This is a genomic window from Priestia sp. SIMBA_032 (assembly GCF_046535215.1).
Classification (GTDB): domain Bacteria; phylum Bacillota; class Bacilli; order Bacillales; family Bacillaceae_H; genus Priestia; species Priestia aryabhattai.
Genome location: NZ_JAWRXD010000003.1, coordinates 350771 through 369208, shown reverse-complemented (window position 1 = coordinate 369208; position 18438 = coordinate 350771). Strand labels below are relative to the sequence as shown.

Genomic DNA, 18438 nt, shown 5'->3' with positions numbered 1-18438 from the left:
ATCTAACTTTTTCTATAGTATCAGAAATATGTTTCTTCGAACATGGATAAGCTAACTTGTAACAATAAAACTGGGTGGGACATATGAAAAATACTGTTTATATTTATACGCGGGATTTAAAAAGAATTTTCACCAATTGGGCGATGATTATCATTGTGCTGACGCTTATGATTCTGCCGTCTTTTTATGCATGGTTTAATATAAAAGCATCTTGGGATCCATACGGGCGGACTGAAGGTATTGCCATTGCAGTAACGAGCGAAGACGAAGGTTCTACGATAAGAGGTCAGCATATAAACGTGGGAAAAGATATTATTGCAACGTTAAAGAAAAATAAAACGCTTGGATGGACGTTTGTCTCAAAAGAAAAAGCTGATCATGGAGTAAAGCACGGAGACTATTATGCAAGTATTGTTATTCCAAAAGATTTTTCGCAAAAGCTTGGTACCGTTCTTCAAGATCGTTTGGAAAAGCCGGTCATTATTTACAAAGTAAACGAAAAAATAAACGCCGTGGCTCCTAAAATTACAAGCAAAGGAGCCAGCAGCTTAACACAACAGATCAGTGAAAAATTCGTCAAAACAGCGAATGGAGCCATTTTTTCACTGTTCAACGAACTAGGTATTACATTGCAGCGGGATTTGCCGACTATTCAACAAGTTGAACAACGAATTTTTGAGCTCGAAAATCGTCTTCCTGAAATCAAAAAAGTAATTAATGAAGCGAATGACACTACTCAAAAAGCTGGAGCTATTGTATCGAAAGCTCAGGCTGCTCTTCCTGAAGTAGAGAGATTAACAGCTGACGGCGCACAGATGACTCAGCAGCTCAATACGTTTTTAACTAAAAGCGACGAAGTTTTAAAAACCGCCGAGCCGACGATCAACGAAACGCTGCACCGTGTTCAACAACGAGCTCTCGGAGTGCAAGAACTGAAGAATCAGCTGATGGAAAAAGATATCGCACCGGCTGAAGTCAGCGCAGCAGCAGAACAGCTAAAAGTGCAGTTAACAAAACAAATTTCTGACACAGGAGAGATTCTTACGCTTCTTACAGATTTAAATGCATTATCTCAACAAAAAGTTCTTTCACCTGTTATTAATGACGTAAAAAATGTAAATGGGCTTTTACAGCAGCAGCTTTCGGATGTAAACGACTTGCAGCAACAAACAAAAAATGGAGATGCACCAGATCCAAGTGTGCTTGATAGATTCAGCTCACGCACCGACCAAGCGGTTTCAAGATTAAATACGTTAACGAATTCGTATTCTTCTACGATTGTGCCCGCTGTTGAACAAGCAATCAAAGAGGCAAAAGATAAAACGGCAAGCGCAAATTCACTGCTTGAGGAAGCCAATAAAAGCATGCCTGATGTTTCGAATATGCTGTCTAAAACAGCGAGTGGCATTTTGCTTGGGCAGCAGGAGCTTGAGAAAATAACAAAAGACTTTCCGCGAATTGAACAAAACGTGCACAATATAGCGGAGAAGATACGAGAATTTCAGCGAAAAGAAAACATTGAAGATATTATTAATTTGTTAAAAAACGATGTGCAAAAAGAAAGTGATTTTTTTGCTAAACCGGTTCTTTTAAAAGAAGAAAGGCTTTATCCCATTCCGAACTACGGCTCGGCTATGTCGCCGTTTTACACAACGCTTTGCTTGTGGGTCGGAGCTTTGCTGTTAGTTTCGATTTTAAGCGTAGAAGTAACAGATGAAGAGCGGTTTAAAAGCTATGAAGTCTATCTTGGAAGACTTTTAACGTTTTTGTCTATTGCTCTTGTACAAGCTTTTATTGTGACGCTAGGCGATTTATTTGTAATCAAAACGTACGTCGTAGATAAAGTGCCTTTTATCTTTTTAGGCTTGCTATGCAGTTTCGTGTTTATGACGATTGTCTATACGCTTGTAGCGATATTTGGCAATGCAGGAAAAGCGATGGCGATTGTTTTGCTTGTACTTCAGCTTTCAGCTGCAGGCGGTACATTTCCGATTCAAGTCGTGCCTGCTTTTTTCCAAGCACTCAATCCGTTTTTGCCATTTACCTACGCAATAAGCATGATGAGGGAAGTTGTAGGAGGCATGTTAGCGGATATTGTAAGAAAAGACGTTACGGTTCTACTTTGCATTTGGCTTGGCGTGCTGTTGGTTGGTATTTTCCTTCATAAGCCTCTTAGTAAAACGAGTGCAAAATTAACAAAAAAAGCGCGTGAAAGTAAATTAATTCATTAAAAAAACGTTTTGGGTTTCCAGACAGAACAAAATGCGGTAGTGTAGATAGAAAGGAGTGATAAGCATGGGTATATTAGATGGACTATTAGGAAATGCATCAGAAGCAGATATAAGAGGAACTGAAAAAGATTTACAAAACATTTTAATTGCCAACGAGCGAGTGGAACAAGCGTATAAAGTCATTCGCGATTTAATGGTGTTTACGACGAAACGCTTAATTATCGTTGATAAGCAAGGAGTGACGGGAAAGAAAACAGATTATCATTCCATTCCTTATAAGACGATTACCCATTTTAGCGTAGAAACGGCTGGAACGTTCGATTTAGATGCGGAATTGAATATTTGGGTATCGGGTTCTAGCGCGCCGATTTCAAAAGAATTTCGTAAAGATAAAAGCATTTACGACGTGCAAAAAGTATTAGCATCTTATGTATTAGATTAAAAAAGTTGAGCCATGAAAAATTGGCTCAACTTTTTTATGCTTGTGTAAAACGGGAAAGGATAATATCTTCTTTCTCGCATGCAGCTGTTTAAAAAATAATCAGGTTTGTCCTTCTATATTTGTTTATTTCACTCATTACTGAAATGCATGAAAACGATTTACATAATGAATTATACAGAATAAAAAAACCGTGATATGCTTTTTTTAGAGAAAAAAGGAAGTGACCAACTGTGAGTTATACCGTAATTGGAACATCAGCTTTTCGCAAAACAAATGTTGCACTTTTTGCAGCAGGCTTCAACACATTTTCGATTTTATATTGTACACAGGCCATTTTACCCGAATTTTCTAGAGAATTTGGTATATCCCCGGCGTTTGCGAGTTTATCTCTTTCTTTAACAACGATCACGCTTGCGGTTAGTATGCTTTTTTTAGGTTCTTTATCGGAAGTGTGGGGACGAAAGAAACTGATGGGCCTATCGTTAATTTTTGCGTCATTGCTATGCATCATGACTGCATTTAGCTCTACCTTTGAAACGCTGTTAGTTTTTCGCGTTATTCAAGGAATCGTGTTAGCAGGGCTGCCTTCTGTGGCTATGGCTTACTTAGGAGAAGAAATTGAACCCGGGAGTTTAGGAAAAGCGATGGGGATTTATATAAGCGGAAACGCTTTTGGAGGCGTAGCGGGAAGACTTATGACAGGAGTGCTCACGGAGTATTTCAACTGGTCTGTAGCTCTTGATGTTGTAAGCGCAATCAGCTTATTGGCTACATTTGTTTTTTTTATGAACTTGCCTGATTCACAGAACTTTACTTCCCGGTCATTTGAACTTAGGCAGCTTACCGGCTCTCTTCGCAGTCATCTTCAAGATAAAGGAATGCTTTGTCTTTTTGCTATTGGTTTTGCACTGCTTGGAAGTAACGTAGCTTTATACAATTATATTGGATACGCTTTATCCGCTCCTCCGTATTCTTGGAATCATACGCTTGTAAGTTTTATTTTTGTTATTTTCTTTGTTGGAGTATTCAGCTCAGTCTGGATGGGGACGCTGGCGGATCGATATGGCCGGAAAAAAGTGCTGTTATGTACGATTGCTGTTACGCTTATAGGTTCAATCGTTACGCTGCATCCGGTTTTATGGATAAAAATTACCGGGCTTTTGCTGCTGACTTTTGGCTTTTTCGGAAGTCACTCCATTGCAAGCAGCTGGGTAGGAAGAAGAGCAACGCATGACAAAGCTCAGGCTTCGTCTTTGTATTTGTTTTTTTACTATGCAGGATCAAGCATTGGAGGGACGGTGGCTGGATTATGCTGGAGTGCGTACGGCTGGAAAGGTGTGATTGCTTTAATTGGCGTATTTCTTACCACAGCCTTTTTCTTAGCTGTTCGTTTGTCAAAAATGCCGGCTCAGCAGACGCATGTTCACTAAAAAAGAATGTAAAGACATGTATGGCTATTTACTAAAAAAGACTTTCCACTCAGTGTGGAAAGTCTTTTTTAGTTTAAAAGCTGAATAAAAAGCTCCGCCACTTTTTTATGAGCGCTGTTAGCAGGATAGATATAAGAAAAACGGCGCTTAAAAGGAGCGGTGTTAACGTTGAGAATCGATAGGTGCTTTTGTGCTACATCTTCTTTAATAGCGCAAAGCGACAGTACAGACATTCCTAAATTATGAACAATTGCTTCTTTAATTCCTTGATTGCTGCTTATCGTTAGCATGCTTTTCATTTTTAAACCGTTGGACATTAGAACGTGATCTAAATATTCTCTTGTTCCAGAGCCTTTTTCACGCGCTACCCACCGCTGATTTTGTAAATCATCAATTTCTACTTTTTTAAGCTGAGCTAAAGGGTGATCGACTGACGCAACGATGGCAAGTTCATCGTCCATAAAGGACTGAATATGTAAGTCGGACTCTTCCGTGTGTCCTTCAATAAGTCCTACATCTACTTTGAAATGACGAACAAGCTGAGCAATTTCCTTTGTATTACCGATAGTTACTTCTACATCAATATCAGGATACTGTTCACGAAGCTTTGCTAAAAAAGAAGGAAGAATATATTCGCCAATCGTAAAACTGGCGCCAATCGTTAGCATTCCTTTGACACGGTGATGGTGTTCATAAATATCTCGTTTCGTATGCTCATATATTTGAATCATTTGTTTAGCACGATCGTATAAAATTTCGCCGCTGGGTGTGATTTTTAACATTTTAGGTGAACGCAGGAACAGGGAAGTTTGAAATTCTTTTTCAAGATTTTTGATGTGTACGCTTACGCTTGGCTGTGAAATCATTAATTTTTCCGCAGCTTTTGTAAAGCTTTGCTCTTCTACAACAGAAACAAACGTCTTTAATGCATCATAGTACATAGAGTAGGGCTCCTTTTATATTAAAAAAATTAATTATAAACATTATAAAACATTATTATGGTAATAACTAGAGGTATCTAGGTAAGAAAAACAAAATGAGGTGCTGATTTAAAGGAGTACTTTGGCTTATAACAAAGGCAGCCCGCGCAATTTATTTACAGCTATTTGCATTTCATCTATAAAGCTATTAAACACTTTTTTGTCATCTATTTGTAACAAAAGTAAAAAAAGTACTTGTTTTTTCCAAAAAACATACTATAATATTAACTGTAATGCGATAAGTAATACAGTTAATACACCTAGTACACACATCATGATTTTGGGTAGATGAAGGGAGGCAGACACTATGTTCGATTTAGATATTCGTAGTCGTAAGCCGATATACGAGCAATTAGTAGATAAATTGAAAGAGCTTATTATTCATGAAGTCTTTAAGGCCGATCAAAAGCTTCCATCTGTTCGGCTGTTAGCAAAAGAATTAACGATTAATCCAAATACAATTCAAAAAGCGTATCGTGAACTAGAACATCAAAACTATATTTATTCAGTTCCAGGCAAAGGAAGTTTTGTAACGCCTCAAGTTGATACACTAAATAACGAGAAGGTGAAAAAGATGAAAGAAGAATTAGTAAAGCTGTTGGCAGAAGCTATGTATTTAGGGATGGATAAAGATGAAATTCTATCACTTATTTCACAGGCTGAAAAAGCAGTAAAAGGAGGAAGCGATAGTGATTGAACTGAAGGCGATAAAAAAAGAGTTTGAAGAAATGGAAGCTCTAAGAGACGTCACGCTTTCTATAAAAAAAGGATCTATTTACGGACTGCTTGGCTCCAACGGGGCAGGAAAAACAACGCTATTAAAAATCATTGCAGGTATTTATAAGCAAGATCATGGGAAAATCGCAATAGATGGTGAGGAAGTGTTTGAAAACGTTGGTTTAAAAGAACGTCTTATTTTTATGCCAGATTCTCTTTACTTTTTCCCTCAAACAACGATTAAGCAATTAGCGTCTTTTTATAGAAGCGTCTATCCGACTTGGAACGAAGAGCGGTTTCAAAAGTTAAAAGAAGCTTTCCCAATTCAATTACATAAAAAGGTACATAGAATGTCCAAGGGAATGCAGCGACAAGTAGGTTTTTGGTTAGCGCTGTCTGCTATGCCTGATGTACTTATCTTAGATGAGCCGCTCGACGGTTTAGATGCGGTAATGCGGCAAAAAATTAAAAACCTCCTTGTTCAAGACGTGGCAGAACGGGAAATGACGATTTTAATTTCGTCACATAACCTGCGAGAAGTGGAAGATCTGTGTGATCATGTAGGCATCTTGCATCACGGTCAATTATTAATTGAAAAAGAGCTGGATGATTTAAAATCAGACGTGCACAAAATTCAAGTTGCATTTGAAGGAGATGTGCCGCTAGCGCTTTATGACACGCTAGACATTTTATATCAAGAACAACGAGGAAGCGTCTTGCTTTGTATTGTTCGAGGAAAAGAAAATCACTTAGTCAACAAAGTCCGATCGTATAAGCCTTTAATTTTTGACATCTTGCCACTTACGCTGGAAGAAATCTTTATTTATGAAATGGGGGATGTGGGTTATGCAATCGAAAACATCATCGTTTAACCGCGGCATGTGGATTCAATCCATGAGAAATGTGGGATGGATTGGGCTTGTATACTTGCTAGTACTGCTGTTCGCTTTACCTTTACAACTGATTTTCACTTTCACAGGCAAGGTAGAGCCTTATATAGAGAAACCAGACACGTTATTTAACGTATTGGATGGGCTGGAATTTGTGTTTATGTTTGTTGTACCAGTATTACTTGGTATTTTCCTATTTAGATATATACAAACGAAGATTGCGGCTGACTATATTCATAGTTTACCAATTAAACGTTCTACGCTTTTTCATCAAAATATGCTTCTCGGCGCGTTGGTTTTAGTTGTTCCTATTTTAATTACGGGAGTCGTTACTTTTGCTGTTAAAGGAGTTTTAACGGTTGAGAATGTTTATACAACAAGAGATGTTCTAAGCTGGGTCGGTTACAGTATTTTAATTAACTTATTTGTGCTGACTGGAACTGTTTTAGCGGGAATGTTCACCGGCATGTCTGTCCTTCAAGGAATCTTTTTATACGTTCTATTTCTTCTACCCGGAGGAATCTCTTATTTAGCTATATCCAATGTAAAGTTTTACTGGTACGGCTATGCGTATGACTATTACGTGAACAAAAATGTTGACAGCCTTGTTCCATTTTCACACGTAGCGCAAATGGTAGCTCATAAAAGCTTTTCTACTAGTGCATTTGTCTATATTGGACTCATTGTCTTATTTTACATCATTGCTTTAATCACCTACCAAAAAAGAAAAGTAGAAGCTGCTACGCAAACCATTTCAGTTAGCTGGTTAAAACCGGTATTCGTATACGGAGTAACTGCTTGTTCACTCATGTTAGGCGGATTTTACTTTATTAGTATGAAAGGTGAATTTTCATGGATGGTCGTGGGCTATATTATTGGTTCATTAATAGGCTATACAGTTGCTCAAATTATTTTAAATAAAACGTGGCGCATCTTTACGAAATGGAAAGGGTATCTAGGGTTTGTTATAGCTGCAGCTATTGTGGGCTTCATCATTCATCTAGATGTGTTTGGCTATTCTACTAAAGTGCCAGCAGCTTCAGAGATTGAAAGTGTATATTTCGATGAAGATATATATCCATTGACTGATAAACCTGAAAACTATGCAAATGGAATGAATGGCTATTATGAAGCTCCATATTACTATACAAGCAAAGAAACGATTCAGAGCGTTCGTCAGCTGCAAAAACAAATTACAGCATCTAAAGATAAGAAGCTGGATCCTGATAAACAAAGTGAAATAGAAAGCAGAAACGGTAAAATGGCTGTATTTGCTTATAAATTAAAAAATGGAAAACAAATGGTCCGAGAATACTTTATTCCATTTTCAGACTATAAAGCTTTTTATAAAGAAATTGCAGAAACAAAAGAATACAAAGAAAATTTCCATCCGCTTTTACGAACAAAAAATATGGATAAAATTAAAAGCGTGAGTTTTTCTGTTTCAGGAAAGTCAAATTCAATCAACATTACAAATCCAGGTAAAGTACAAGAACTTATACACGTAGTCAAACAGTCGATGATGAACGAAACGTTTGATGAAATGTACAGCACAAAAGAAAGCTGGGCTTCAATTGAGTTTATGGATGGAAAAGGACAGTACGTACAAACTGCATCTTGGGATAAGTCTTATAGCGAAGTAGAAGCATGGCTGAAAAAAGAGCATTTATATGAACGTGCTCGTCTCATGCCAAAGGACGTAGAAAAAACCGAAGTGTTTAAAAATTCTTCTCATCTTAAAAACGATTATCGTCTTCAAGAAGAGTTTACATCTCTAACGAAGGATGAGAAAGCAATTAAAGTAAAAAATAATCAGCAGGTAGAAACACTTCTTCAACATGCGAACTTACGAGACACGGGAGATTATCTTGTTGCTTTTTATTACAAAGATCAAGTAGATACTCCTCAGGTTTACATGTTGAATGAAAATGAGCTGCCAAACGAACTAAAAGAAAAACTAAAATAACAAGGGAGAACTTATTATGTGCGGCGAGGAATTACAAGATTATTTAAATCAGGTGCTGGCTTATTTATTAAAAAATGGTGTGAATAGACAAGACGCCGAAGATATTACGCAAGAAGTAGCATTAAAATATTTAGAAAAACAAGAAATGGTCGATCCTGAAAAAATAAAAGCTTGGATGTTTCGCGTCGCATTAAATAAACGCTGTGACTTAGGAAGGCGTAAAATGGTGAAAGACCGCTATACGTCTTCTTACAAAGAAGAACCCGTTATGTATACGCCTATTCAGCAGGTCCTTAGAAATGAAGAAGCGGCTGAATGTCAGGCGATTTTAAATCAATTGAATCCTAAGTATCGCAATTTGCTTCTATTAAAATATGGATTAGGATTTAAATATGAAGAAATTGCCGAGTTATTAAATATGCAGATGACTACGTTAAAATCTGCTCTTTACCGCGCGCGCAAATACTTTGTGAAGGAATATAATGAAGTCATTTAATATAAATGAAACAGCAGCAGTTTGTGAAAAAGAACTTTTTTACACAAACTACTGCTGTTTTTTTCGTATTTTTCTTCTTTGGACGGCATAGATAATCAAACTGATCGCACAAAAAGCTAAAGTGATCTCAATCACATCAGTATAAGAAGATGTCGTATTAAAAAAGGAACCGAAAATAAATAAAACGAGCGTCCAAATGAAACCAAAAGAAAATGAGACTTTAATGTAATGACGATGCTTCATTCCGCTTGCTCCGAGAAAAAAAGGCATCACATGCCGCATTCCTGGTAAAAAGTAGCTTGCGATGATGGCGTGAGATCCATATTCTTGAATCGTTCGCTCAACTTTCATGACATTCTTTTCCCATCGCGGGCGTTTTAATAGCGCAAGCGCCTGAGCTGAAAACAGGCTGGCTATCAAAAATTTAAGGTATAAGCTAAGCATCATGCCGCTGTAGGTAAGTATAAAAGCTGGAATATACTGAACGGATGGAGACGTAGCCTGACTGCCTGCAAGCATAATATATACCGGGTCAGGAATCGGAGTAAGGTTGGCTCCGACTAAAATGATAAAAAAGAAATATCCGTAGCCTAATTGGTTAATGGCTCCGATAAGCTGATCAATCAAATTTTCTTCCTCCTTTCTTCATTAGAATACGAGAGAGTGACACACAGTGTTCGCTCAAAATAAAAATAAAGTATAGGTGCGCACAACTTAGGAAAAAAGAGTTATAATAAATAAGAATGTACGTTCTTCTTTCGGGGATTAATTATACAGAAAGAGGTGATAGTATGAAAATGATGTACCCTAAAAACGGCAAAGTTATTCTTCATATTGATGCCAATGCTTTTTATGCATCTGTTGAAACCGCACATGATCATACGCTCAAAGATAAGCCTCTTGCTATTGCTGGCAATCCAAAAGAACGAAGAGGAATTGTTGTAACCTGTAACTATATTGCTCGTAAACGCGGAGTGTATGCGCCTATGCCTCTTTGGGAAGCGAAAAGAAAATGCCCCGAGCTGGTTGTTATAAAACCTAATTTTCCATTATATCGCCAAGTGTCCAAAAACATGTTTGATTATTTAGTAACCATTTCACCTCTTTTAGAGCCCGCTTCAATTGATGAAGGCTATTTGGATATTACGAACTGTGCTGAATTAGGCTCTCCTCTTGACATAGCAAAGTCCATTCAGCAGCATTTAATACAGGCGCTGCAAATTCCTGTGTCAATTGGAATCGCACCGAATAAATTTTTAGCTAAAACGGCAAGTGATATGCAAAAACCTTTAGGAATTACCGTCCTTCGAAAAAGAGATGTTCAAACAGTTCTTTGGCCAAAAGCCGTAGAGGAAATGAACGGAATCGGTAAGAAGACAGCTGAAAAGCTAAATGCGATTAAGATTGTGACGGTCGGTGATCTAGCAAACGCCGCTCCCGGTCTTCTTAAGCAAACTCTCGGAGTAAAAGGAGAAGTGATGAGAGACCGAGCGCGGGGCCAAGATGATCGACAGGTGAACCCTGATCGCCAATCACAGTTTAAATCTATTGGAAACTCTACGACGCTATCTCAAAATGCAGTAGATGAACATGAAGTTCTGCCTATTTTAAATAAACTATCGCATTCTGTAAGCTCTCGTATGAAAGCGAAAAAAGTTGTAAGCAAAACGATTCAACTAACGATACGATATAGTGATTTTAAAACCATTACTCGAAGCCAAACTATTTCAAAAGCAATTAGCGAGCAAAACGATCTTTTTCATTACAGTGCGGTATTATTTCAAAAGCATTGGAACGGAGAACCGATTCGTTTATTGGGCGTAGCAGCTCTTCAAGTGAGCCACCAGCTCCAAGAAGAAGAACAGCTGGATTTGTTTACATACGGAGAACAAGCAAAAAAAGAGCCTTTATACAAAGCAGTCGAAAGTTTGCGTGAAAAATATGGAGATAACATTATTCAAAGCGGTTTAAAAAAACAAAGAGGAAAAGAAGAGAGGTAACTCTCTTTTTTTGTATAAAATAATAGGTTTACACTCATTATAGAAGGGGAAGTAAATTACTATCACGGTAATCAAAGTGATTACAAAATGAATTTGATTGCGACTTTTTTGATTGTCTGCAATGAAATTACATAAAATAATCTATGAGGTGATCTTATGTCAGACGTACTATTTACATCTAAAGCAACAGCGGTTGGAGGCCGAGAGGGTCGAGTTAAATCAGATGATGGTATTATTGATTTAACCCTTGTAAATCCTTCTCCAAATAACAAAGAAGAAGGAACAAATCCCGAGCAGCTGTTTGCGGCAGGATATTCTGCTTGTTTTGACGGTGCTTTAAATTTAATCGCTAAGAAACAAAAAAAAGACATTGATTCGTCTATTACTGCAGAAGTAAGTCTACTAAAAGACCACACTGATGATGGCTTTAAAATTGGCGTGGTGTTAAACGCTCATATTAAAGGCGTTTCACAAGAAGTAGCTGAGAAGCTAGTAGAAGATGCACATCAATTCTGCCCGTATTCTAAAGCAACGCGTGGAAATGTTAACGTAACGTTAAATACAACGGCTGAGTAAATAAAAAAACGCCTGGATTTTTCTTAAATCCAGGCGTTTTTTTATGTGCAATTTTATATGGTCTATTTTTGATTGTACGTATGCAATGATTGCAATAACTCCTGCAGGGTTTCTTTCAGTTTTTCTAATTCTCCCTGTGACTTATTCGTCATACTAAAAACTTCTTCTGGAATATGACAAGCTTTATCACGTAAGTTTTTTCCTTTTTCGGTTAAACTAATAAAAACAACGCGCTCATCTTCATGAGAACGCTGACGAATCACTAATTCTTGATCCTGCATTCTTTTTAGCATAGGAGTAAGAGTGCCTGAATCCAAATACAAAAGTTCGCCCATTTTTTTCACGCTGAGTGTTTCATGTTCCCATAAAACAAGAAGGGCTAAATACTGCGGATAAGTTACTCCTAATTTGTCGAGCAGCGGCTTGTACACCTTTGTAATTTCTCGAGACGTGGCGTAAATTGAGAAACAAAGCTGATTTTCTAGCTGCAGCTGCTTATAAAGTTGTTCCATTCATGTTGCCTCCAGTCTATTGCTTTTTATTTAATTATACACAATTAAATAGTGGTGTCCAATAACGCCGGATGAAAAAGTAATCAAGCCGTAAATAAAAAATGGGAATTTTACATATACTAAGAAAAAAAGGGAGCTGTGCACATGTATTTTGCAAAAAAAGCCGTAGAAGAAGAAGTAGATCAAATGATGGATACGACTGTATATGCGTGTCAATCTGAATCATGTAATGGGTGGATGAGAGAAGATTTTGTTACGGTTGATTATAACTGTCCGATGTGCGGAACGGAAATGTCGCAGGAAGTACGCGAGCTGCCGAAAATTAAGTACGATCACCAATTTTATAATAAATAAAAAAAGAAGCTGCTGCTTCTTTTTTTATTTTTCACTAAAATTTCATTAAGCTGCGCTAGACTAAGAACCAACATACGATGAAGGTGAGGAATATCAGAATGAATCAAGGGAACTTTTTGAAAGGTTTATTTTGGGGAACCTTATTTAGTATTCCTATTTGGATTTCATTATTTGGCTGGTTCCGCATTTTATCACATCTTGCATAGTTTCGTTTTATAAACCGTCATACGCGCCCTTACCTTTCTATTTCCGCTATAATAAAGGTGATAGAAAAAATAAGGAGCTGTTCTCGATGATTCAATATAAAACGGAGCAAATGACGGTTTTTGAAAGCGCGCTATTTCAAACAACATCTGCAGTGATTGAAACAAAAGACTGTGTCATTGTTGTTGATCCAACATGGCTTCCTCACGAAATTAATGAAATTAAACAGCATGTTCAAGAGATCTTAAATCGTCGCAACCTGTACGTGTTTTTTACTCACGGAGATTTTGATCACGTCATTGGATATGGCGCTTTCTTAGAATTAAATGCCACCTTTATCGGCAGCAAATTTTTAGAACATCATCCGGACAAAGAAGAAAAAGTTCAAATGATTAAGCAGTTTGATCATGACTATTATATAAAAAGATCTCATGATATTATATTCCCGGAGCTGGATATTGTGGTAACCGAAAATGAACAGCACATTGCTTTAGGTGAAACATCCATTACCTGTTATTTTGCAAAAGGTCATACGAACGATGGCCTATTTATGATTGTCGATGATTCGATATGGATTGCAGGGGATTATTTATCGGATTTTGAATATCCGTACATATATGAAAGTGTAAACGATTACCGCGACACGCTTGCGACTGCGCGACATATTTTAGCCAAGCACCAAAATCTAACGCTAGTTCCCGGGCACGGGAAAACGACACATCACCGAGCTGAAATTCAAAGACGAGTGGAGATGGCCAGCTCTTATTTAGACGAACTGCACGCTGCAGTGAAAGAAGACAGTAAAGAAGCGCTCGATAAGCTGAATGATAAACTGGCGTTTCCCTCTGACTTCACCGCACAATGTCATCAGAAAAACGTTGAAATTATGAAAAGAGAATTGCTGTTATAGAAATCGAGTGTACAGTCATCTCGTCGATATTAAAAGTAAGAAACCGCATCTTCTGTTGGAGATGCGGTTTCTTACTTTCCTTTATTTATCAATTAAACGAAACTTTTTCCTTTTCTGTCCGTTTATATAAATAAGAAGTTATTTTATTTATAAAGGAGTACGACAATGGGGAAAAACGGTTGTATAAAATGCGGGCATACAGAAGCAAAAACAAAAGAAATTGCTACAACGGGAACGGGACTGTCTAGATACTTAGATGTTCAGCACAATCACTTTACAGTGGTATATTGCACGAGCTGCGGGTATTCAGAGCTATATAATAAATCATCTTCAAGAGGCAGCAATATTATTGACTTATTTTTTGGAGGATGAAAATGTGTATCGATCTTATTGAAATTGATAAAGACCGGCGCGCTTCCTATTTAAACCTGCTATTAATAGGGGATGAAGACGAAAAAGTGGTGAAGTCGTATATAAATGAAGGTTCTTTATTTACCATTGTGTATGAAAAGAGCGAAATAGGAGTTGTGCAGTGCCTCATCGATGAAGAGGAATCGGCAGTAGAAGTAAAGAATATCGGTTTAAAAGAAGCATACAGAGGAAAAGGAATCGGCAGCAAAGTTATTAAAAAGTTAGAAGTACTGTATGAAGGTAACCATTATTCTAAAATGATTGTAGGAACAGCGGACTCCAGTCTTGAAAACATAGCATTTTATAAAAAGGCAGGCTTTTATCAAAGGGGTGTCAAAAAGAATTTCTTTTTGCAGTACGTTCCACCGATTTACGAGAATGGCCTGCAAGCTATCGATATGATTATGTTTGAAAAAAAATTAAAAAGCAGAAGCGATTAACACGCTTCTGCTTTTAGTGATTAATCTAAAATTTGAAGTTTTACCGTTTTGCGTCCCCAATTTAAAGCTGAGCTTTGAGATGCCATAAATAAATCAACGCGAGTACCTTTAATCGCACCGCCAGTATCTCCAGCAATTGCTTCTCCGTAACCTTCTACGTATACGCGAGAACCTAATGGAATCACGCGAGGATCAACTGCAATTACTTTTCGATTAGGATTTGACCTTAGGTCGATGCCTGTAGCAGTGATTCCGCTGCAGCCCGCACAGTAAGCAGTATAGGCTGTTGCTTCAACTGTAATCTCTTTCGAAACCGACTTACTTTCTTGCGCTGGAGCAGGTGCCGGCGTTGAAGTCGACGGTGTTGAAGGAGCAGTAGTCGCTGGCGTTGATGGTTTTGCTTGAGCTGCAGCTTGTCCGCCTACTTGTAGCACTTGATTAATGTAAATCGTATTAGACGATAAGTTATTCCACTGTTTTAATTGAGAAATTGCAATGCCGTGTCGCTGTGCTACGCTCCACATTGTATCTCCAGGCTGAACTTTGTAGCTTTTACTGTTGCTAGGAGCCGGGGATGCCTGCGTTTCGTTTGTTTTTTCTTGTACAGGTGCTGAAGGTGATGACGAAACTGTTCCTGTTCCGCTTATTTTTAATACTTGATTCACATAAATTAAATGACTAGATAAGTTATTCCAATCTTTTAGCTGCTGTACAGAAGTACCGGTGTTTTTAGCGATACGATAAAGCGTGTCACCTGATTTTACTGTATATGTATGATTTGAAGATGTTGTAGTTGGAGTTGAACTAGATGAAGAGTCAGTAGATGTAGATCCAATTTGTAATGTTTGGTTTGCATAGATTAATGTCGAAGAAAGACCATTCCACTTTTTTAAGTCTTCAACTGTTACATTATGCTGCTTTGAGATGCTGAATAACGTTTCTCCAGCTTTTACTTTATGTGTGTCTGTGTCAGCCGATGCTGCGTCTGCAATTCCAATTGATACTAAAGCTGTGGCCCCTAATGTAAAAATGTGTTTTTTCATCTAATAATTCTCCTTTATTTCCAATAGTTGTCTCTTATTCTATCAGCAATATGTAACAAACTCATGACAAAATGGTAGGTTTTATATTACAAGTTTGTAACAATACGTCTAAAGTTATAGAAAAAACGCGTTTTTTTTACAATTATGATGAAAAAAGTCTTAATTTATCTGGAGAGATAGAATAGCAAAAAAGGTGTTCTGCTTTTATAAAAATGAAGAAGAAAGAAGCTATGCTATATTCAAATGACATGATAGAATAGACAAGTTAGAAATGAACGGATGAAAAGGGAGTTAGACATCTATGGAAAAACGCTCTATCTCTTCATATTTAAAAGCATGGGTGCGCGCACTTTCAATTGAGATTAATTATATGAAGAAACACGGCGGAGAAAAGTATACGGTAGGAAAAGGAGAATACTTAGGGCAGCAGGGAGATGCGTATCTTTACCGGTTTGAACGCACAGCCGATTTATACCTTTTTGATGGAGCTCAGGTACGCCTTGTCCACCAGCATAAAGAAAGTAAAGGAGAAGTTATCGGAACAGAAGGGCTTGATTTGTACCTTAAAATAGATGCGTTTATTGGACAAGAAGTAGACGAACTCGATATATATAACGAACCATGGGAATTATTGCAGGCTCTTATTGATAGACTCACGGAAGCGAAAGATTACAAGCAAAAAATAGTGAGAATCAAACGTCTTATGAGAGGTAATAGTCCTGTTCGTCATAAGGAGTATACGTCTAAGAATGCTCTTCATGAAGTGTTGCTGCGCGCGCGTTATAACCGTACTACTTATATTTGGGGGCCTCCTGGAACGGGAAAAACATATACGCTGTCCAAAATCGCGGCAAGCTATTACCGGAAATCAAAGCGGATTCTTTTATTATCTCACAGTAATGCAGCGGTGGACGGTTTACTGCAAGAAACTGCACGTCAGTTAAAAAAGAAAGAAGCTTGGAAAAAAGGAAAACTTATTCGATACGGAGCAACAAAAAGCAGCGGCTTAGAAAATATAAAAGTAGAAGAAGTCATTGGAGAAGATGATCCGGATTTAGCTCAGGAGATGCGGGAGCTACAAGAAGAACGAGTTTACTTAAGCAGGTATCCTAATAGAGCTCACCAGCTTCAGCAAGTGAACAAAAAGCTAAACGCCCTTCGTAACAAGTGGATTGAAGCGGAGAAAAATGTTTTTAATCAAGCGTATATTGTAGGCACTACCTTATCAAAAGCGGCTATTGACCGATTACTTTATCAAAGTGAATTTGATATGGTTGTGGTAGACGAAATTAGCATGGCATATGCACCGCAAATTGCTTTTGCAGCTGCGTTAGGAAAACGAATTGTCGTATGCGGCGATTTTAAACAGCTTCCCCCGGTATCTCAATCTTCTCATGCCGAAGTGAAGAAGTGGCTGCAGCGAGATTTATTTGAGCAGACAGGACTTGTAGAGCAAGTAGAAAGCGGTGAGATACACCCGCATCTTTTTATGTTGACAAAGCAAAGAAGAATGCATAAAGATATCTCCGCTTTTACAAATCGCTATATTTACAGCAATCGAGTAGGGGACCATCCATCTGTCACAACAAGTCGAGAAGCAGTAGCAAGCAGCCGGCCGTTTGCTCATGAAGCAGCGCTTATGCTTAACATTGGTCAGTTGCATGCTTCCGCTATGCGAGATGTTGTTTCCGGTTCACGCTACAATGTGATAACGGCTGTTTTGGCGGTAAGTTTGATGCTGCGGGCACGCAAAGCTTCTTCGGCTACTATTGGCTATGTAACTCCTTATAAGTCTCAAGCTAAATTGGTCAATGCATTTCTTCAAGATATTGAACCAGCTAGCGGTATAATTGCAGCAACCGTACACAAATTTCAAGGCGCAGAACGAGATATCATGATTTTTGATACGGTCGATACAAAGCCGCAGTCGAAACCAGGTTTACTTTTAACAAATGAAAATAGCGACCGATTAGTAAATGTAGCGGTGACGCGTTCAAAAGGGAAGTTTATGATGCTTTCAGACGAGTCGTTTGTCCAGCAGCGTGTACCAAAAGAGCGAGCGTTATGGAAATTGGTCAACCACTTTAACGAAAGTCAAAAAGTATACCAACCTCAGCAATTTTTAAAAGAAGTCATTCAGCATCCTAAATTGGTTTGGTACCATCCATCGAACAGCAGTCAGTTAAAAAAAGACTTATATCAAGCTCAGCAGCAGATTTTATTGTGTATTCCTTATGCTTCCCTTGTCTCTCAAGAAATACGGGATATGTTACATTCGTTTAAAGGAGAAGTGACCGTTCTTACTCGTGAACCAAAAGAAGTTCGAATTGACGGTGCTCATATCACTTCATCGCCTGTTCCGATGTCACTGCTTATTATCGATGAATCCACTATATGGATCAATATGCCTTATGGCGGAAAGAATGAAGCATTTATGGCAGCTAGAATTGAGTCAAAGCTAGGTGCTAAACAGCTTCTTCGGTCAATTGACTTTACGGAAGATAAAATAAGAAATCAAGAAACAAAAATGTATATAGAAACAAATAAACCACAATATTCTTTGAGCGATTACCTTCGCAGCTGGGATCGCTGTGAGTCCTGTCAGCATATGCGAGAAGTAGAGATAACAAAAAAAGGAAAAGTAAGGTTTATTTGCTATTATTGCGGGAAAACAAGTGGGGCAACACGTTTATTAGTAGAAAAATATTTAAACTACGTACATGCTGTATGTAAAGCATGCAAGCAGCCGATGAACGTAGATTATGATGAAAATAAAGGCGTCTACGCATGTTGTCCATCGTGCAAAAAGGAAGTTTTGCCTAGAGATTTATTGTAA

Annotated in this window: 18 protein-coding genes; 14 read left to right on the top strand and 4 right to left on the bottom strand. The window is 37.9% G+C overall.

What is annotated here, in order from left to right:
- Positions 1-83 precede the first annotated feature (83 nt).
- From SB717_RS12045 to SB717_RS12035, 3 genes are all read left to right on the top strand, one after another.
- The gene (locus tag SB717_RS12045) at positions 84-2231 is read left to right on the top strand and encodes a YhgE/Pip domain-containing protein (protein WP_074681386.1); all 2148 of its coding nucleotides are present in this window, start codon (positions 84-86) and stop codon (positions 2229-2231) included.
- Between the two features lie 64 nt (positions 2232-2295).
- Complete coding sequence (locus SB717_RS12040) at positions 2296-2673, top strand: PH domain-containing protein (protein WP_014460184.1); 378 nt, start codon at positions 2296-2298, stop codon at positions 2671-2673.
- A 230-nt stretch (positions 2674-2903) separates the two neighbouring features.
- Entirely contained in the window at positions 2904-4103 is a 1200-nt protein-coding gene (locus tag SB717_RS12035; protein WP_074681384.1) for an MFS transporter, read from the top strand.
- A gap of 68 nt (positions 4104-4171) precedes the next feature.
- Here the strand turns inward: SB717_RS12035 and SB717_RS12030 are convergent, their stop codons facing one another.
- Positions 4172-5044: a selenium metabolism-associated LysR family transcriptional regulator gene (locus tag SB717_RS12030; RefSeq protein ID WP_028408587.1), complete on the bottom strand. Its 873-nt coding sequence runs from the start codon at positions 5042-5044 to the stop codon at positions 4172-4174.
- Between the two features lie 346 nt (positions 5045-5390).
- On the opposite strand from SB717_RS12030, the gene SB717_RS12025 reads away from it, so the two are divergent.
- From SB717_RS12025 to SB717_RS12010, 4 genes are read left to right on the top strand one after another with little or no spacing between them, the layout of a single operon-like run.
- Positions 5391-5780: a GntR family transcriptional regulator gene (locus SB717_RS12025; RefSeq protein WP_013083081.1), complete on the top strand. Its 390-nt coding sequence runs from the start codon at positions 5391-5393 to the stop codon at positions 5778-5780.
- Complete coding sequence (locus SB717_RS12020; RefSeq protein WP_074681382.1) at positions 5773-6672, top strand: ABC transporter ATP-binding protein; 900 nt, start codon at positions 5773-5775, stop codon at positions 6670-6672. The genes SB717_RS12025 and SB717_RS12020 overlap by 8 nt, the downstream gene beginning before the upstream one ends.
- On the top strand, positions 6647-8656 hold the full coding sequence (locus tag SB717_RS12015; protein ID WP_098620840.1) for a DUF6449 domain-containing protein: 2010 nt from the start codon (positions 6647-6649) through the stop codon (positions 8654-8656). Before SB717_RS12020 ends, SB717_RS12015 begins: the two co-directional genes overlap by 26 nt.
- 16 nt (positions 8657-8672) lie before the next feature.
- Positions 8673-9152 carry an RNA polymerase sigma factor gene (locus SB717_RS12010; protein ID WP_074681378.1) on the top strand — a complete coding sequence of 160 codons (480 nt, stop codon included), beginning with the start codon at positions 8673-8675 and terminating at the stop codon, positions 9150-9152.
- Between the two features lie 48 nt (positions 9153-9200).
- Here SB717_RS12010 and SB717_RS12005 read toward each other — a convergent pair whose 3' ends face one another.
- Positions 9201-9779 (bottom strand): DedA family protein, encoded by a 579-nt coding sequence (locus tag SB717_RS12005; RefSeq protein WP_074681376.1) that lies wholly within the window; start codon positions 9777-9779, stop codon positions 9201-9203.
- A gap of 164 nt (positions 9780-9943) precedes the next feature.
- Here SB717_RS12005 and SB717_RS12000 point away from each other — a divergent pair, with 164 nt between their 5' ends.
- Positions 9944-11152, top strand: a complete 1209-nt coding sequence (locus tag SB717_RS12000) for a DNA polymerase IV (RefSeq protein ID WP_410903795.1) — start codon at positions 9944-9946, stop codon at positions 11150-11152.
- Positions 11153-11308: 156 nt separating this feature from the next.
- A complete protein-coding gene (locus SB717_RS11995) occupies positions 11309-11728 on the top strand; it encodes an organic hydroperoxide resistance protein (RefSeq protein ID WP_074681372.1) in 420 nt (139 codons plus the stop codon).
- A gap of 62 nt (positions 11729-11790) precedes the next feature.
- Here the strand turns inward: SB717_RS11995 and SB717_RS11990 are convergent, their stop codons facing one another.
- Positions 11791-12240, bottom strand: coding sequence for a MarR family winged helix-turn-helix transcriptional regulator (locus SB717_RS11990; RefSeq protein WP_025752335.1), 450 nt, complete (start codon positions 12238-12240; stop codon positions 11791-11793).
- A 144-nt stretch (positions 12241-12384) separates the two neighbouring features.
- Between SB717_RS11990 and SB717_RS11985 the strand changes: the two genes are divergently transcribed.
- The 4 genes from SB717_RS11985 (at position 12385) to SB717_RS11970 (ending at position 14559) form a co-directional block, all read left to right on the top strand.
- The gene (locus SB717_RS11985) at positions 12385-12594 is read left to right on the top strand and encodes a cold-shock protein (protein ID WP_013056977.1); all 210 of its coding nucleotides are present in this window, start codon (positions 12385-12387) and stop codon (positions 12592-12594) included.
- Positions 12595-12886: 292 nt separating this feature from the next.
- The gene (locus SB717_RS11980) at positions 12887-13708 is read left to right on the top strand and encodes an MBL fold metallo-hydrolase (RefSeq protein WP_410903794.1); all 822 of its coding nucleotides are present in this window, start codon (positions 12887-12889) and stop codon (positions 13706-13708) included.
- 165 nt (positions 13709-13873) lie between these two features.
- Positions 13874-14080, top strand: a complete 207-nt coding sequence (locus SB717_RS11975; RefSeq protein WP_013083089.1) for a zinc ribbon domain-containing protein — start codon at positions 13874-13876, stop codon at positions 14078-14080.
- 2 nt (positions 14081-14082) lie between these two features.
- Entirely contained in the window at positions 14083-14559 is a 477-nt protein-coding gene (locus SB717_RS11970) for a GNAT family N-acetyltransferase (RefSeq protein ID WP_029714767.1), read from the top strand.
- Positions 14560-14579: 20 nt separating this feature from the next.
- On the opposite strand, the gene SB717_RS11965 is transcribed toward SB717_RS11970, so the two are convergent.
- Positions 14580-15602, bottom strand: a complete 1023-nt coding sequence (locus tag SB717_RS11965) for a LysM peptidoglycan-binding and 3D domain-containing protein (RefSeq protein ID WP_410903793.1) — start codon at positions 15600-15602, stop codon at positions 14580-14582.
- Between the two features lie 301 nt (positions 15603-15903).
- Here SB717_RS11965 and SB717_RS11960 point away from each other — a divergent pair, with 301 nt between their 5' ends.
- The gene (locus SB717_RS11960; protein WP_410903792.1) at positions 15904-18438 is read left to right on the top strand and encodes an AAA domain-containing protein; all 2535 of its coding nucleotides are present in this window, start codon (positions 15904-15906) and stop codon (positions 18436-18438) included.

Coding starts and splice junctions, on each gene's coding strand:
- SB717_RS12025 (WP_013083081.1), top strand. CDS start 5,391: ATGTTCGATTTAGATATTCGTAGTCGTAAGCCGATATACGAGCAATTA.
- SB717_RS11960 (WP_410903792.1), top strand. CDS start 15,904: ATGGAAAAACGCTCTATCTCTTCATATTTAAAAGCATGGGTGCGCGCA.
- SB717_RS12045 (WP_074681386.1), top strand. CDS start 84: ATGAAAAATACTGTTTATATTTATACGCGGGATTTAAAAAGAATTTTC.
- SB717_RS11975 (WP_013083089.1), top strand. CDS start 13,874: ATGGGGAAAAACGGTTGTATAAAATGCGGGCATACAGAAGCAAAAACA.
- SB717_RS11980 (WP_410903794.1), top strand. CDS start 12,887: ATGATTCAATATAAAACGGAGCAAATGACGGTTTTTGAAAGCGCGCTA.
- SB717_RS11985 (WP_013056977.1), top strand. CDS start 12,385: ATGTATTTTGCAAAAAAAGCCGTAGAAGAAGAAGTAGATCAAATGATG.
- SB717_RS11990 (WP_025752335.1), bottom strand. CDS start 12,240: ATGGAACAACTTTATAAGCAGCTGCAGCTAGAAAATCAGCTTTGTTTC.
- SB717_RS12000 (WP_410903795.1), top strand. CDS start 9,944: ATGAAAATGATGTACCCTAAAAACGGCAAAGTTATTCTTCATATTGAT.
- SB717_RS12010 (WP_074681378.1), top strand. CDS start 8,673: ATGTGCGGCGAGGAATTACAAGATTATTTAAATCAGGTGCTGGCTTAT.
- SB717_RS11965 (WP_410903793.1), bottom strand. CDS start 15,602: ATGAAAAAACACATTTTTACATTAGGGGCCACAGCTTTAGTATCAATT.
- SB717_RS12015 (WP_098620840.1), top strand. CDS start 6,647: ATGCAATCGAAAACATCATCGTTTAACCGCGGCATGTGGATTCAATCC.
- SB717_RS12030 (WP_028408587.1), bottom strand. CDS start 5,044: ATGTACTATGATGCATTAAAGACGTTTGTTTCTGTTGTAGAAGAGCAA.
- SB717_RS12040 (WP_014460184.1), top strand. CDS start 2,296: ATGGGTATATTAGATGGACTATTAGGAAATGCATCAGAAGCAGATATA.
- SB717_RS11995 (WP_074681372.1), top strand. CDS start 11,309: ATGTCAGACGTACTATTTACATCTAAAGCAACAGCGGTTGGAGGCCGA.
- SB717_RS11970 (WP_029714767.1), top strand. CDS start 14,083: ATGTGTATCGATCTTATTGAAATTGATAAAGACCGGCGCGCTTCCTAT.